We start from the raw sequence: 14,886 nt of genomic DNA on the forward strand, positions 1-14,886 counted from the left end.
TTCCCGGCCTTAATTTCTTCTAGTGGAATATCGATATGGCATGCGGCGAATTTGACCTCATTGCCCGCTATTTTGACCGGTTCAAGCGTGTGCGCCGGGATGTACAGTTGGGCATTGGAGATGACTGCGCACTGCTGGCAGTGCCGGAAAAACAGCTGGTGGCCGTCAGTACCGATACGCTGGTGGCGGGCGTGCACTTTCTGCCGGACATCGATCCGGCCGATCTCGGCTATAAGGCGTTGGCGGTCAATCTGAGCGATCTGGCGGCGATGGGCGCCGATCCGGCCTGGCTTTCGCTGGCGCTGACCCTGCCTGAAGTGAACGAATCCTGGCTGAAGGCCTTCAGCGACAGCCTGTTCGATCAGCTCAACTATTACGGCATGCAGCTGATCGGCGGCGATACCACGCGCGGGCCGCTGAGCATGACTCTGACCATCCAGGGGCTGATCCCGGCCGGCCGGGCCCTGACTCGCAGCGGCGCGCGCATCGGCGACTGGATCTATGTGACCGGCACGCTGGGCGACAGCGCCGCCGGGTTGGCGATCCTGCAGGATCGTTTGGCGGTGACGGAAACGACGGCGCGCGATTATTTGGTCGCTCGCCATCTGCGGCCGCAGCCGCGGGTGTTGCAGGGGCAGGCGCTGCGCGATCTGGCCAGCTCGGCGATCGACATCTCCGACGGCCTGATTTCCGATTTGAAGCATATCCTTAAGGCCAGCGACTGTGGCGCACGCATCGTGCTGGACGAGCTGCCGATGTCGCAGGCGCTGAGCAGCCACGCCGATGCCGAACAGGCGCTGCGCTGGGCGCTGGCGGGCGGTGAAGATTACGAACTGTGCTTCACCGTGCCGGAGATCAACCGCGGCGCGCTGGAAGTGGCGTTGAGCCACCTCGGGGCCGACTACACCTGTATCGGCCAAATTGGCCCGCTGTCTGAAGGCATCCGCTATTATCGCGACGATGAGGCGGTAGAGCTGGACTGGGCTGGGTTCGATCATTTCAACGCGGAGCCGGGCACCCATGGATGAAGCCAAGCGCCGGCTGCGGATGAGCAATCCGTGGCACCTGCTGGCCACCGGGTTTGGCAGCGGTTTGTCGCCGGTGATGCCGGGCACCATGGGATCGCTGGCGGCGATCCCGTTTTGGCTGCTGCTGATCCAGCTGCCGTGGCAGCTCTACTCGCTGACGGTGATGTTCAGCATCTGCATCGGCGTCTATATTTGCCACCGCACGGCAAAAGACATGAAGGTGCACGATCACGGCAGCATCGTCTGGGATGAGTTCGTCGGCATGTGGATCACGCTGATGGCGCTGCCGGTCAACGACTGGCGCTGGGTCGCCGCCGGTTTCGTTATCTTCCGCATTCTCGACATGTGGAAGCCGTGGCCGATCCGCTGGTTCGACCGCAACGTGCATGGCGGCATGGGCATCATGGTCGACGATATCATCGCCGGCGTGCTGTCCGCCGGCATCATCTACCTGATTGGGCACCACTGGCCGATCGGGCTGTTCTGACAGACGGGCGCGCCGTTTTGCGCCCGCTTCTCTTATTCAAATCCCGTCACCCGATGTGGCACGTAAGCCGTCTCCAGTTCTGCGACCTCTTGTGGCGACAAACTCAAATCGACCGCGGCGATGGCGTCATCCAACTGCTCGCTGCGTGAAGCGCCGACGATCGGCGCGCTGACCGCCGGCTTGTTCAGCAGCCAGGCCAGCGCGATCTGCGCGCGTGAAACGCCACGTTCGTCGGCGAGGCTGGCGACGCGCTCGGCGATGATGGCGTCGATGCCTTCAGTTTCCTCGTACAGGCTCTTGCCGAACTGGTCGGAAACCAGCCGCGCGGTGGTTTCGCCCCAGGGGCGGGTCAGGCGGCCGCGCGCCAGCGGGCTCCACGGCAGCACGGCGATGCCTTCGGCGGTACACAGCGGGTGCATTTCGCGCTCTTCTTCGCGCTGGATCAGGTTGTATTGATCCTGCATGCTGACGAAGCGCGTCCAGCCGTGCAGATCGGCGGTATACAGCGCCTTGGCGAACTGCCAGGCGTACATCGAGGAGGCGCCGATGTAACGCGCCTTGCCGGCTTTCACCACGTCGTGCAGCGCTTCCAGCGTCTCTTCCAGCGGCGTTTCGTAATCCCAGCGGTGGATCTGCAGCAAATCGACATAGTCGGTACCCAGGCGCCGCAGGCTGTCGTCGATGGATTGCATGATGTTGGCGCGCGACAAACCGCGCTCCAGGTTGCTCAGCGGGAAATACACCTTGGTGGCGACCACCACGTCTTCGCGGCGCGCATAGTCGCGCAGCGCCCGGCCGAGGATCTCCTCGCTGCTGCCGTCGGAATAGCTGTTGGCGGTATCGAAAAAGTTGATGCCGGCTTCCAGCGCCTGTTTCAGCAGCGGGCGGCTGCTCTCTTCCGGCAGCGTCCAGGCGTGATTGCCGCGGTTCGGTTCGCCGTAGGTCATGCAGCCCAGGCAGATGCGCGAGACGTTCAGATCGGTGTTGCCCAGTTTCAGGTACTTCATGCTTGCCTCCCATTCGAAAGCTCAGACAGTAACTGTAGCGCGGATCCCGGAGGGCGGAAACGAAAACGCCCCCGAGAGCGGAGGCGTTTTTTCAGGCGCGAGTGGCGATTACTGCGCCAGCCAGGTTTCGATTTGGCGCTGAATGCCGGCGGCGTCCAGCCCCAGATCGGCGCGCAGTTCTTCCTGGCTGCCCTGCGAGACAAAGCTGTCCGGCAGGCCGAGGTTCAGCACCGGCACCGGACGGCGTTTGGCCATCAGCAGTTCGTTGACGCCGCTGCCGGCGCCGCCCATGATGGCGTTCTCTTCCAGCGTGACCAGCGTTTCATGGCTGGCGGCCAATTCGAGCACCAGCTGCTCGTCCAGCGGTTTGACGAAGCGCATGTCGACCAGCGTGGCGTTGAGCGCCTCCGCCGCTTGCGCGGCCTCCGGCAGCAGGGTGCCGAAGTTGAGAATGGCGATCTTTTCCCCCTGGCGGCGCACCACGCCTTTACCGATCGGCAGCAGGTTGAGCGGCTCCAGCGCCGCGCCGGTGCCGGTGCCGCGCGGATAGCGCACGGCGCTCGGGCCGTCGTTGTAGTGATAGCCGGTGTACAGCATCTGGCGGCATTCGTTCTCGTCGCTCGGCGTCATGATCACCATGGTCGGGATGCAGCGCATGAACGACAGATCGAACGCCCCCTGGTGAGTCTGGCCGTCGGCGCCGACGATGCCGCCGCGATCGATGGCGAACATCACCGGCAGGTTTTGGATCGCCACATCGTGGATCAGCTGATCGTAGGCGCGTTGCAGGAAGGTGGAATAGATCGCTACCACCGGCTTGTAGCCGCCGATCGCCAGCCCGGCGGCGAAGGTGACCGCATGCTGCTCGGCAATCGCCACGTCGAAATATTGCTGCGGGTAGTCACGAGAGAACTGCACCATGCCGGAGCCTTCGCGCATCGCCGGCGTGATCGCCATCAGCGAGCTGTCTTTGGCGGCGGTTTCACACAGCCAGTCGCCGAAGATTTTCGAATAGGTCGGCAGACCGCCGGCGCTTTTCGGCAGCGTGCCGCTGGCGGGATCGAACTTCGGCACCGCGTGGAAGCTGATCGGATCCTTCTCCGCCGGCGCGTAACCGCGGCCTTTCTTGGTCATGATGTGCAACAGCTGCGGGCCTTTCAGATCGCGCATGTTTTTCAACGTGGCGACCAGCCCCTGCACGTCGTGCCCGTCTACCGGGCCGATATAGTTGAAGCCCAGCTCTTCGAACAGCGTGCCCGGCACCACCATGCCTTTCAGGTGCTCTTCGGTGCGTTTCACCAGCTCCTTGATCGGCGGCACGCCGGCCAGCACTTTCTTGCCGCCTTCGCGCAGGGTGGAGTAAAGCTTGCCGGACAGCAGCTGCGCCAGGTGGTTGTTCAGCGCGCCGACGTTTTCCGAGATCGACATCTCGTTGTCGTTCAGCACCACCAGCATGTCCGGGTTGATGTCGCCGGCGTGGTTCATCGCTTCGAACGCCATGCCGGCGGTGATGGCGCCGTCGCCGATCACGCACACCGTGCGGCGGCCTTTGCCTTCACGTTCCGCCGCCACCGCCATGCCGAGGCCGGCGCTGATCGAGGTCGACGAGTGGCCGACCGACAGCACGTCGTATTCGCTTTCGGCGCGCCACGGGAAGGGGTGCAGGCCGTTCTTTTGCCGAATGGTGGCGATACGGTCGCGGCGGCCGGTCAGAATTTTGTGCGGGTAGGCCTGGTGGCCGACGTCCCACACCAGGTGATCGAACGGCGTGTTGTAGACGAAATGCAACGCCACCGTCAGTTCGACGGTACCCAGCCCGGAGGCAAAGTGGCCGCTGGAGCGACTGACGCTGTTCAGCAGGTATTGCCGCAGCTCATCGCACAGCTTCGGCAAGCTCTCTTTGGGCAGTGAGCGGAGTTCCTCGGGGTTTTCCGCTAGCGCCAGGGTTGGGTATTTGGCTATATCAAGACTCATTCGATACTCATATCAGAGGAGTTAACGTCACACGTTAATTGTCGCGTTCAATAATGAAGCTGGCTAACGCTCGCAATGGCGCTGTGTTATAAGATTGCGCTGCCAAAGTGTCTAATGCAGCTAATGCTTCCTGATAGAGATCCCACGCTTTTGCTTTCGCGCTGTCAAGCCCGAGCAACGCCGGGTAGGTACTCTTTCCGTGTTGTTGGTCCGCGCCCTGGCGCTTGCCGATTTTTTCAGTCTCGCCGACAACGTCCAAAATGTCATCCTGCACCTGGAACGCCAGGCCAACCGCGGCGGCGTAACGATCCAGCTGCGGCAACGCCGCTCGCCCGGCTTCGCCGGCGCTCAGCGCGCCCAGACGCACCGCCGCGCGGATCAGCGCGCCGGTTTTGTGGCGGTGGATTTGCTCCAGCGCCTGCAGGTCGATGCGCTTGCCTTCGGCTTCCAGATCCAGCGATTGGCCGCCGCACATGCCGGCTACGCCGCTGGCGGTCGCCAGTTCGGAGACCATCGACAGCCGATCGCGTAGGGCCACGTCGGGCATTTCGGCATCGGCCAGGATCGAAAACGCCAGCGTTTGCAGCGCATCGCCGGCCAGGATCGCGTTGGCTTCGCCGAATTTAATGTGGCAGGTCGGCTGGCCGCGGCGCAGATCGTCGTCGTCCATCGCCGGCAGATCGTCGTGGATCAGCGAGTAGGCGTGAATGCATTCCACCGCCGCCGCCGGCGCGTCCAGGTTGGCCAACGACACGCCGAACATCTGGCCGGTGGTGTAGACCAGGAACGGGCGCAGGCGCTTGCCGCCCAGCAAGGCGCCATGACGCATCGCCGCCACCATGTTGCCGTCGTTGAACGGCAGTGGGGCGATGAAGTCCAGCAGCGCGCGATCGGCGCGCTGGCGGAAAATCTGCAGTTGATCGGCAAAAGCGGCCGCTGGGGCGATCTCAGACATGTCGGTTACTCGGTATCCGGTGTGAAAGGCGCCAGCGCCGCGTCGTCGGCGCTGTCGTTAAGAAGTATCTGCACACGCTGTTCCGCCTGTTGCAGTTTCTGCTGGCCCTGACGCGCCAGCTGTACGCCGCGTTCGAACTCGTTCAGCGCGTCTTCCAGCGGCAGTTCGCCTGATTCCAGACGTGTCACGATGCTTTCCAGCTCGCCGAGGGCGCTTTCAAAGCTGGCTGTTTGCTCTGTACTGGCTGATTGTGCTGGTTTTTTCGGCATAATTTTCTTTTTACGTCATCATGTGAACCGTGGCGCCAGAGCCTATCCTAGCGGATCTTGATTAGCAAATCATGGCGCTCATGTATGGTTTTGTGCGCAGAGCGCGGCGATATGGTGATATACTCCGCGCCGTAATTCTTATCTGACAACAAAGACCGCCATGAAGTTTATCATTAAATTGTTCCCGGAAATCACCATCAAGAGCCAATCTGTGCGCTTGCGCTTTATCAAGATTCTCTCGACCAATATTCGCAACGTCCTGAAGCAGTATGATGAAACGCTGGCGGTCGTCCGTCACTGGGATCATATCGAAGTTCGCGCCAAAGATGAAAACCAGCGGCCGGTCATCGCCGACGCCCTGACGCGCATTCCCGGCATCCACCATATTCTGGAAGTGGAAGATCGCGCTTATACCGATATCCACCACATCTTCGAGCAGACGCTGGAAGCCTACCGCGCCCAGCTGGAAGGCAAAACCTTCTGCGTGCGCGTCAAGCGCCGCGGCAAGCAGGCGTTCAACTCGCAGGACGTGGAGCGCTATGTCGGCGGCGGTCTGAACCAGCATATCGAGAGCGCGCGCGTTAACCTGACCCGCCCGCAGGTTACGGTAAACCTGGAGATCGAAGACGACAAGCTGATGCTGGTCAAACGCCGCCTCGAAGGCATCGGCGGTTACCCGGTCGGCACCCAGGAAGACGTAATGTCGCTGATTTCCGGCGGTTTCGACTCGGGCGTGTCCAGCTACATGCTGATGCGTCGCGGCTGTCGCGTGCACTTCTGCTTCTTCAACCTGGGCGGCGCCGCGCACGAGATCGGCGTGAAGCAGGTGGCGCACTACCTGTGGAATCGCTTCGCCAGCTCGCACAAGGTGCGCTTCGTCGCCATCGATTTCGAGCCGGTGGTGGGTGAGATCCTGGAGAAGATTGACGACGGCCAGATGGGCGTGGTGCTCAAGCGCATGATGGTGCGCGCCGCTTCGCAAGTGGCCGAACGCTACGGCGTGCAGGCGCTGGTGACCGGCGAAGCGTTGGGGCAGGTCTCCAGCCAGACGCTGACCAACCTGCGCTTGATCGACAACGCGTCCGATACCCTGATCCTGCGTCCGCTGATCTCGCACGATAAAGAGCACATCATCAAGCTGGCGCGCGAAATCGGCACCGAAGACTTCGCCAAAACCATGCCGGAATACTGCGGCGTGATTTCGAAGAGCCCGACGGTGAAAGCCATCAAGGCCAAGATCGAAGAGGAAGAGAGCCACTTCGATTTCAGCATTCTCGACCGGGTGGTGAGCGAAGCGAAGAACGTCGATATCCGCTCCATCGCCGAGCAGGCTCAGGAGCAGGTGACCGAGGTGGAAACCGTCGCGGCCTTCGGTGCCGACGAAGTGATCCTGGATATCCGCTCCAACGACGAGCAGGAAGAGAAGCCGCTGCAGTTGGAACAGGTTGAAGTGAAAGCGCTGCCGTTCTACAAGCTGAGCACCCAGTTCGGCGATCTGGATCAGAGCAAAACCTACCTGCTGTACTGCGAGCGCGGCGTGATGAGCCGCCTGCAGGCGCTGTACCTGCTGGAGCAAGGCTTCAGCAACGTGAAGGTTTATCGTCCGTAATTTATCCGCCGGCGTCGCCAGACGCCGGCCGTTTTCTTTCAAAGCGCATTTTCCCGCCAAATAACCCTGCTTATTACGCCGTTTTTAAATAATACACTTAACTTGGTTTTTGTTTTTATTAAAATAACTTTGGTCAATATATTAAATATCTATTGATTTTTTTATTTGATGGTATGGATATTATTGTTATCGAACGCTGGCAGCCCTGTCGGCGTTTATCTGCAGATTCCCTATTGAAATTGTGTTTTGGCATTTGATTGTGCATATTTTTTCTCTTACCGTGCAAATTATATTTTTGCTGAGCATAGGCCATTCGTATTTTATGGTTATCAGGGTAATGCACATTGCAAAGGAGGATATCCCTATGGCCATTAATGTTTTTCGCTATTAGTCTGAACGTCAGTTAATGGTTGGCAGGGATGGACAACGTTATTTAAGGAGAGCGATTAATGAAAATGAATAAGACGACATTGCTGTTGTCGGCAGCGGCGTTGCTGTTGCCCAGCGCGCCGCTGTTGGCGCAAATAGCACCTCAGGCGGGGGTCGCATCGGTTGACCATATCAATCAGGTGCCGGTGGTGAATATCAATCGTGCGGGTGCGGACGGTGTCTCGCATAACGTTTACACGCAGTTCGACGTTGGCGCTCAGGGCGCTATTTTAAATAACAGCCTTGCGGGCGCGAATACGTCATTGGCCGGAACCGTTGCGGGGAACGCTCAGTTAGAAGGCCGTGCAGCTAAGGTAATTCTGAATGAAGTGAATTCGGTAAATAAAAGTATTTTGAAGGGGATGGTAGAAGTCGCCGGGCAACGTGCCGATGTTGTCATTGCCAATAAATCCGGCATTACCTGCAACGGTTGCGGTTTTATTAATGCCCGCAACGGCGTATTAACTACCGCCGATTTGCAGTTCAAGGACGGTGCTTTTAACGGCTACCACGTTAATCAAGGCAATATTCGAGTCGAGGGGGAGGGCTTGACGAAGGGCGATGTCGATTATACGGCTGTTATTGCGCGCACGGCGGAAATCAGCGCGGCGGTTCATGCGGACGCCCTGTTAGTCTCGGCGGGGAAAAAAACGGTTTCGGCAGATCTATCCCGCTTCAATAGCGTTGAAGCGTCTAAAGATAAGCCTGAAGTATTGATCGACGTCGCCGAGTTGGGGGGAATGTATGCCAACAAGATTAGGCTGGTCGCCAATGAAAACGGCGTAGGCGTCAATAGCGGCAATGCCAATGGGGCGGGCTCCAACGCCGGCGCCTCGTTGAACAATGTCAGCATCGTCAGTATCCAAACCGACGCGGGAAGTGATGAACGCGTGCAAATCGGCAACGGTGCTCAAAACGTATCTCGCGCTTCCGTCGGTATCGCCAACCGCGGTCAGATTCAGGCGAAAAACGGTGGCGCCGACATCAGTACCGACTCGCTGGTCAATCAAGGAAATATCGCTTCACAGGGGCAATTGAACATCAGCGCTACCCGGCTGCAAAATGAAAAGAACGTGAGTGCGCGTTCGGCCTCCCTGACGGCAACGCAGCTGGACAATATCGGCCGCATCGAGGGCGGGGCAATACGGCTGAATGCGACCCAACTGAACAATCGCGGCAGCGTCAAAACGCAAAACGGCGCGCTGACACTGCGGGCGACCCGCGTCGACAATACCGGCGGCATTCAATCCGCGCAGGCTTTACAACTCAACGCCACCAGCTTGTTCAACGCCGGCAATGGCGTGATCGAAGCCCAAAACGGCGCGGCGATCCAGGGAACGTCCATCACCAACCGCGGGAGCATCGTTTCTCGCGCCTCTTCCATCAGCTTGTCGGACACCAGTTTCAGCAACTACGGCAGGATTGAAGCCTATGGCGATATCAGCCATCGCGGCGTCTCTTTCAACAACTCAGGCACGATGCGCTCCACGTCCGGCGCGGTCACCAACAACGGCCGCGACATCAACAAGCCCGCGAATAGCTGGGGTTGGGGATACGGCGGTTTCGGCTGGCCTTACGGTTGGTCTTATTGGATGTGACAAACGTTTCCCCCACCCAAGGGTGGGGGAATGGATGAGAGAGCATGAAAAGGGAATGTCTTATTCTTTGTCTGGGCGTGCTGTTCAGCTGTTGCAGCCGCGCTGAAGCCACGCCGGCGCCGGCCAAACAACGCGTTAGCCAGGAAAGCCTCATCGGCGATACGCAACGCAAGCTGTTACCGTCCACCCCTCCTGTTTTGTCGCCGCAGCCGGAGCAAAACGCGCAAGCGGACATATTTATCAGCGAATCTCCGTGTTGGATGATCGATAAAGTCGAAACGGCGACGGCGCCGCTACGCCTCACGGCTTTCAAACAGTTGGCGCATACGGCCCGTGGCCGCTGTATGGGGGAGAAAGGGTTGGCGAGGTTGCGCAAAAAGCTGCAAAACGCGCTGATAGCGCAAGGCTATATCACTTCGCGGGTGCAGCTCGACGTTCAAGAGGTACCGGCAGGGATACTGAAGGTTCGTGTGCATTATGGCCGCATCGGTCAGCTGAAAATGCAGGCGGGCAGCAGCGCCTATTTCCGCCCCGATGTGCTTTTTCCCATTGCGGCCGGCGATGTGCTGAATTTGCGTAGTATCGAGCAAGGGCTGGAGAACATGGGGGGGATACCGGGCGTCATCAGCGATATCCGCATTGCTCCGGGCGAACGAGCTGGCGAAAGCGATATCGAGATCCTGCGCCAACAGGATAAATATTGGCGTTTTACCGCCTGGGCGGATGACGCCGGCGTTCGTTCTACGGGGCGTTATCAGACCGGCGGCGCGCTGTATCTCGATAATCTGACCGCATTGGGCGACGTTTTTTACCTGTCGATGGCGCGCAGCATTCTGGCGCCGCCGGGCAAAGGCAATGAAAGCCGCGCCCTGTACTATAGCTTGCCTTGGGGATACTGGCGCTTCAGCGCGTTGGGCGGAGACAGCCGCTATCACCAGACTTTCGCCGGCAACTTCACCGATTATCGCTATAACGGCCGTTCGCAGTATTGGGGGCTGCAGGTTGACTATACGTTGGCGCGCGGGATGAATGAGAAAACGTCGTTGAATGCGCAACTGCTGCAACGTCATTACCGCTATTACCTCAATGACACGGAGATTGCCTTGCAGAGCGCACGGCTAACCAGCCTGAAGCTGGGCGTCAGCCATCTTTATTATGGCGCCCGTGCGCAAATCGCGCTGACCGCCGACGCCCTTGCCGGCGTCGGGAAGGGGAGCTCACATGCCGAACAGCAGCTGCGAGCGGGCGGCAGTATGCTGAAACCCTTCAATGCATTTGGTCATCGTCTGCGTTATCTCGGGGAGTTATCGGGGCAATGGGCAAGCGCCGCACAGCCGATCCAGGATAAGTCGTTTATCGGCGATCGTTCTACGGTGCGCGGGTTTAGCGGCGACAGCAAATTGATCGGCAGCAGCGGAGGGTATCTGCGCAATACGCTGACGTTGGAACGTGACATGCTGCAACCCTATATTGGATTCGACTACGGGCAGTTGGCCCAACAACAGGGGGAAGGCGGCCAGTTGGCGGGGAGCGTCATTGGCCTGAAGGTGAATCAGGGGCGTTTTGCTGCGGACATTTTCGCCGGCACGCCGGTGATCAAACCCGGCGCGCTGCCGAGTGAGCGTCTGGTTTTGGGCTTCTCCAGCCAGCTCAGTTTTTGACGCGATACGGGGCGCGGATCTGCGCCCCGTGTTTACGATCGCTGATTCAGTTTTCTTCACTGTCGCGATAATCGTACATCCCGGGGATCAGCACCAGCTGCGCGGCGATCTCCGCCGCCTTGGCCTTGCCGAGCAGCAGGTCTATCAGCTTCAGTGCGAACTCCATCGCGGTGCCCGGCCCCTGGCTGGTGAGCAGGTTGACGCGCGCGTCGTACACCACGCGGCGCTCCATCCATTTATCCGCCGGTATCTGGTCTTTCAGGCCCGGGAAGCCGGTCATGTTGCCGATCGGGAACAGATCGTGATGCTGCAGCACCAGCGCCGGCGCCGCGCAGATGGCGGCGACGATATTGCCCTGCAGATGCATCTGCCGCACCTTTTCCACCAGCAGCGGGCTGTCGCGGAAGCATTCTGCGCCTTTCAGGCCGCCGGGCAGTACGATGGCGTCGAACGGCTCATCGACGATCGCCACCAGCGGCGCGTCGGCCAGCAGCTTGACGCCGCGCGAACAGACGATAGTCAGCTCGCCGTCGCCGGCAACGCTGGCGGTAGTGACTTTTACGCCCGCCCGCACCAGCAGATCGAGGGTGGTGACGGCTTCGATTTCTTCGCTACCAGGTGCCAGGCAGACCAGCGCCGATACGCTCATATTCATTTTCCTTTCGTTTAATCAGTTCAAACAGCCGCGCATTCTCCGGCAGCGTGAGGCCGTGGCTGCGTGCGCGGCGCAGCAGGTAACCGGTGATGTAGTCGATCTCGGTGTGCCGCTGGCTGCGGATATCCTGCAGCATCGACGAAACGTTGTCGGCGGTGCTGTGGATCACGTCCATCACGTATTGCATCAGACCTTCGCAGGAGGTGTGGTAGCCCTCCATCGCCATCACGCTGGCGACTTCACGGCACAGCGTTTCGATCTGCTCCGGGTAGCGCTGCAGATCGCCGTTGCGGCAGCCGTACAGCGCCGTCAGCGGGTTGATCGCGCAGTTGACCGCCAGCTTGCGCCAGTTGGCCGAGGCGATGTTGTTGTGCCAGGCGACGTCGGGCAGCGCCTGATGCAGCACTTCCGCCAGGTGGCTGAGGTGTTGGGCGGCCGGCGAGGTGGGGCCAATGTGGGTGATGCCGGTGGCGACGTGAATAATGGTGCTGCCTTCGTGGCGCGCGGCGTGGGTGGTGGTGCCCTGCAGGATCGGCTGGCCGTTCGGCGGCAGCTCCTCCTGGGTGCCCATGCCGTTGTGCAGCAGCAAAATGGCGCACTGGGGGTTCAGCTTCGGCAGCAGCGCGCTGACCGCGCTGGACACCTGCCAGGCTTTCAGCGTCACCAGCAGCAGCTCGCTCTGCGCGAGGTGCTCCGGATCGTTGGTGGGCAAATTGCGATTGAACGAGACGCCTTCCGGCTCTATCACGTTCACGGCGCAAAAAGGCTGAGGCACTCTTAGCCATCCCTGCACATCGTGGCCCTGTTGATACAGCCGGGAGAGCCACAGTTGTCCGAGCGCGCCGCAACCAAGAATGGTTATTTTCATTCAGTCTCCTTGGAAACACGGGAATACCGCTCAATTACCGTGAATTAACTATAGGCTTTATGGCAGCCCGAAGCGCTATCCCTGCGTGCGTTCAGCAGATTTTGTCTGAGGCGGCAAAGCGGTTATCATGCTCGGCATCAAAATCGCCTAAGCTATTAGGCACTCATTCAGGAGGAAGAAGTATGCCATCTTTCGACATCGTTTCCGAAATTGATATGCAGGAAGTGCGTAACGCCGTTGAGAACGCCACCCGCGATCTCGGCACCCGCTGGGATTTTCGCAACGTGCCGGCCAGCTTTGAGCTAAACGAGAAAAACCAAAGCATCAAGGTTGCCACCGAGTCTGATTTCCAGGTGCAGCAGCTGCTCGACATTCTGCGCGAAAAGCTGAGCAAGCGCAGCATCGACGGCGCCGCGCTGGAGATCCCGGAAGAGTTTACCCACAGCGGTAAAACCTACAGCGTGGAAGCCAAGCTGAAGCAGGGGATTGAAACCTCTGTGGCGAAGAAAATCGTCAAGCTGATCAAAGACAGCAAGCTGAAGGTGCAGGCGCAGATCCAGGGCGAAGAAGTGCGGGTGACCGGCAAGTCACGCGACGATTTGCAGAGCGTGATGGCGCTGGTGCGCGGCGGCGATCTGGGGCAGCCGTTCCAGTTCAAGAACTTCCGCGATTAATCTCTACAGGGCCGGCATTGCCGGCTCTGATGCTTTATAGCGAATTGACCAGCGCTTCCAGCTGACCGCGATTGGTCTGCTTGGTATCCACCTTGACGTAGGCGCTGCGCTCTTCCGGCACCACGATCGCTTCGGCCACGCCGGGCTGCGCCTTCAGGCGGCTTTCCAGCGCCGAATCCTTCACCGCCAGTTCCGACAGCGTAATGCGCAGGCTGCTGACATACGGCGGTTCTTTCATGGTGCTGCTGACCAGGAACCAGAGCGCGGCCAGCACGGCGCCGGCGATAAACACCAAGCCCGCCCCCTGCAAACCGTACAGCCAGCCGCCGAGGCTGCCGCCGATCGCCACGCCGATAAACTGGCTGGTGGAGTAGACCCCCATCGCGGTGCCCTTGTAGCCGGCCGGTGACTCTTTGCTGATCAGCGAAGGCAGAATGGCTTCCATCACGTTGAAGGCTATGAAGAACAGCTGCACGCCGGCGATGATGCCCCACAGGCGCGCGCCGGAGAGCCACAGCAGCACTTCGGCGCAGAACAGCACCGCCACGCAGCCCATAAACACCTGCTTCATGCGGCGATATTTTTCGGCATAGATGATGAAAGGCACCACGGCGGCGAACGACACCAGCATGGTGACCAGGTAGACGATCCAGTGCTCGCTGGCCGCCAGCCCGGCTTTTTCCATCGCCAGCGGCAGCGCCACAAAGCTCGACATCAGCAGGATATGCAGGCACATGATGCCGAAGTTGAGCTTCAGCAGGCGCGAGTTGCTCAGCACCTTGCGGAAGCTGCCGCGCACGATGCTGGACTCGCGGTTCAGCAGGTGAGTGTCGGCGGAAGGCACCACCGCCAGGGTGATGACGATGCCGGCCAGCGCCAGTACGGCGATCATCCAGAACAGCGCATGAAGGCCTAAGGCGTGGGTGATGATAGGGCCCAATACCATGGCGATGGCGAAGGTGATACCGAAGCTGACGCCGATAAACGCCATCGCCTTGGTGCGGTTCTGCTCGCGGGTCAGATCGGAGAGCAGCGCCATTACCGCGGCGGCGATGGCGCCGGAGCCTTGTAGCGCGCGGCCGAGGATCACGCCCCAGATCGAGTCGGTAGCGGCGGCGATCACGCTGCCGAGGGCAAAGATCAGCAGGCCGCCGACGATCAGCGGCTTGCGGCCGATGCGATCGGACACCAGGCCGAACGGGATTTGAAACACCGCCTGCGCCAGGCCGTAGATGCCGATGGCGATGCCGATCAGCGCTTCGCTGGCGCCGTTGAGCGCCATGCCGTAGGTGGTCAGCACCGGCAGTACCATAAACATGCCGAGCATGCGCAGGGAGAATACGGTGCCTAATCCCCAGGTGGCGCGGCGCTCCTGCGGGGTCATTGAATTATCGTTCACATCAAACCTCGGTAAAAACCATGCCATCAGACGTTGAGACAGCGCCTGATGGCATGATTTCTGTAAAGCTGCGTCATTTTAGTGTGCAGGGCAGGGGGGGTAAATCGAATGTTGTTTAACAGATATTACAGTTCGGCCGCTTTTCGGCGTGACAAGTAAAAGACCACCTCCTGAGGAGGTGGCTTTACACGACGCCCCCTAAAAGGGGGCCATTTTCGAGTTAATCCTGCAACAGCTCCATCTGCTGTTCGATCTCTTGGTCCTTCTTATCCT

Annotated in this window: 13 protein-coding genes; 6 read left to right on the forward strand and 7 right to left on the reverse strand. The window is 59.8% G+C overall.

What is annotated here, in order from left to right; translation table 11 throughout:
- Window positions 1–35 precede the first annotated feature (35 nt).
- Together thiL and pgpA are read left to right on the forward strand one after the other, a co-directional pair.
- Window positions 36–1,028, forward strand: a complete 993-nt coding sequence (gene thiL, locus ACJ8HB_RS22510; protein WP_033637301.1) for a thiamine-phosphate kinase — start codon at window positions 36–38, stop codon at window positions 1,026–1,028.
- Window positions 1,021–1,515 (forward strand): phosphatidylglycerophosphatase A, encoded by a 495-nt coding sequence (gene pgpA, locus ACJ8HB_RS22515; protein ID WP_033634010.1) that lies wholly within the window; start codon window positions 1,021–1,023, stop codon window positions 1,513–1,515. Before thiL ends, pgpA begins: the two co-directional genes overlap by 8 nt.
- A gap of 32 nt (window positions 1,516–1,547) precedes the next feature.
- Here the strand turns inward: pgpA and ACJ8HB_RS22520 are convergent, their stop codons facing one another.
- The 4 genes from ACJ8HB_RS22520 to xseB form a co-directional block, all read right to left on the reverse strand.
- Window positions 1,548–2,522 (reverse strand): aldo/keto reductase, encoded by a 975-nt coding sequence (locus ACJ8HB_RS22520; protein ID WP_033637302.1) that lies wholly within the window; start codon window positions 2,520–2,522, stop codon window positions 1,548–1,550.
- A 108-nt stretch (window positions 2,523–2,630) separates the two neighbouring features.
- Window positions 2,631–4,496 (reverse strand): 1-deoxy-D-xylulose-5-phosphate synthase, encoded by a 1,866-nt coding sequence (dxs, locus tag ACJ8HB_RS22525; protein WP_033637303.1) that lies wholly within the window; start codon window positions 4,494–4,496, stop codon window positions 2,631–2,633.
- A gap of 34 nt (window positions 4,497–4,530) precedes the next feature.
- Window positions 4,531–5,451, reverse strand: a complete 921-nt coding sequence (gene ispA / locus ACJ8HB_RS22530; protein WP_047569036.1) for a (2E,6E)-farnesyl diphosphate synthase — start codon at window positions 5,449–5,451, stop codon at window positions 4,531–4,533.
- Between the two features lie 5 nt (window positions 5,452–5,456).
- Window positions 5,457–5,720, reverse strand: a complete 264-nt coding sequence (xseB, locus tag ACJ8HB_RS22535; protein WP_033642062.1) for an exodeoxyribonuclease VII small subunit — start codon at window positions 5,718–5,720, stop codon at window positions 5,457–5,459.
- Window positions 5,721–5,880: 160 nt separating this feature from the next.
- Here xseB and thiI point away from each other — a divergent pair, with 160 nt between their 5' ends.
- From thiI to ACJ8HB_RS22550, 3 genes are all read left to right on the forward strand, one after another.
- On the forward strand, window positions 5,881–7,329 hold the full coding sequence (gene thiI, locus ACJ8HB_RS22540; protein WP_047569033.1) for a tRNA uracil 4-sulfurtransferase ThiI: 1,449 nt from the start codon (window positions 5,881–5,883) through the stop codon (window positions 7,327–7,329).
- 449 nt (window positions 7,330–7,778) lie between these two features.
- Window positions 7,779–9,356 (forward strand): filamentous hemagglutinin N-terminal domain-containing protein, encoded by a 1,578-nt coding sequence (locus tag ACJ8HB_RS22545; protein ID WP_052133460.1) that lies wholly within the window; start codon window positions 7,779–7,781, stop codon window positions 9,354–9,356.
- A gap of 44 nt (window positions 9,357–9,400) precedes the next feature.
- A complete protein-coding gene (locus ACJ8HB_RS22550; RefSeq protein WP_047569031.1) occupies window positions 9,401–11,017 on the forward strand; it encodes a ShlB/FhaC/HecB family hemolysin secretion/activation protein in 1,617 nt (538 codons plus the stop codon).
- 46 nt (window positions 11,018–11,063) lie between these two features.
- On the opposite strand, the gene yajL is transcribed toward ACJ8HB_RS22550, so the two are convergent.
- Window positions 11,064–11,666, reverse strand: coding sequence for a protein deglycase YajL (gene yajL, locus ACJ8HB_RS22555; RefSeq protein ID WP_033647310.1), 603 nt, complete (start codon window positions 11,664–11,666; stop codon window positions 11,064–11,066).
- On the reverse strand, window positions 11,629–12,540 hold the full coding sequence (gene panE, locus ACJ8HB_RS22560; RefSeq protein WP_047569028.1) for a 2-dehydropantoate 2-reductase: 912 nt from the start codon (window positions 12,538–12,540) through the stop codon (window positions 11,629–11,631). The genes yajL and panE overlap by 38 nt, the downstream gene beginning before the upstream one ends.
- A 182-nt stretch (window positions 12,541–12,722) precedes the next feature.
- Between panE and ACJ8HB_RS22565 the strand changes: the two genes are divergently transcribed.
- Entirely contained in the window at window positions 12,723–13,214 is a 492-nt protein-coding gene (locus tag ACJ8HB_RS22565) for a YajQ family cyclic di-GMP-binding protein (RefSeq protein ID WP_004940373.1), read from the forward strand.
- A gap of 34 nt (window positions 13,215–13,248) precedes the next feature.
- Here the strand turns inward: ACJ8HB_RS22565 and ACJ8HB_RS22570 are convergent, their stop codons facing one another.
- Complete coding sequence (locus ACJ8HB_RS22570) at window positions 13,249–14,613, reverse strand: MFS transporter (protein ID WP_047569025.1); 1,365 nt, start codon at window positions 14,611–14,613, stop codon at window positions 13,249–13,251.
- Window positions 14,614–14,886 lie beyond the last annotated feature (273 nt).

The sequence above is a fragment of the Serratia sp. CY27727 genome (assembly GCF_052169275.1).
In the GTDB taxonomy this organism is placed as follows: domain Bacteria; phylum Pseudomonadota; class Gammaproteobacteria; order Enterobacterales; family Enterobacteriaceae; genus Serratia; species Serratia sarumanii.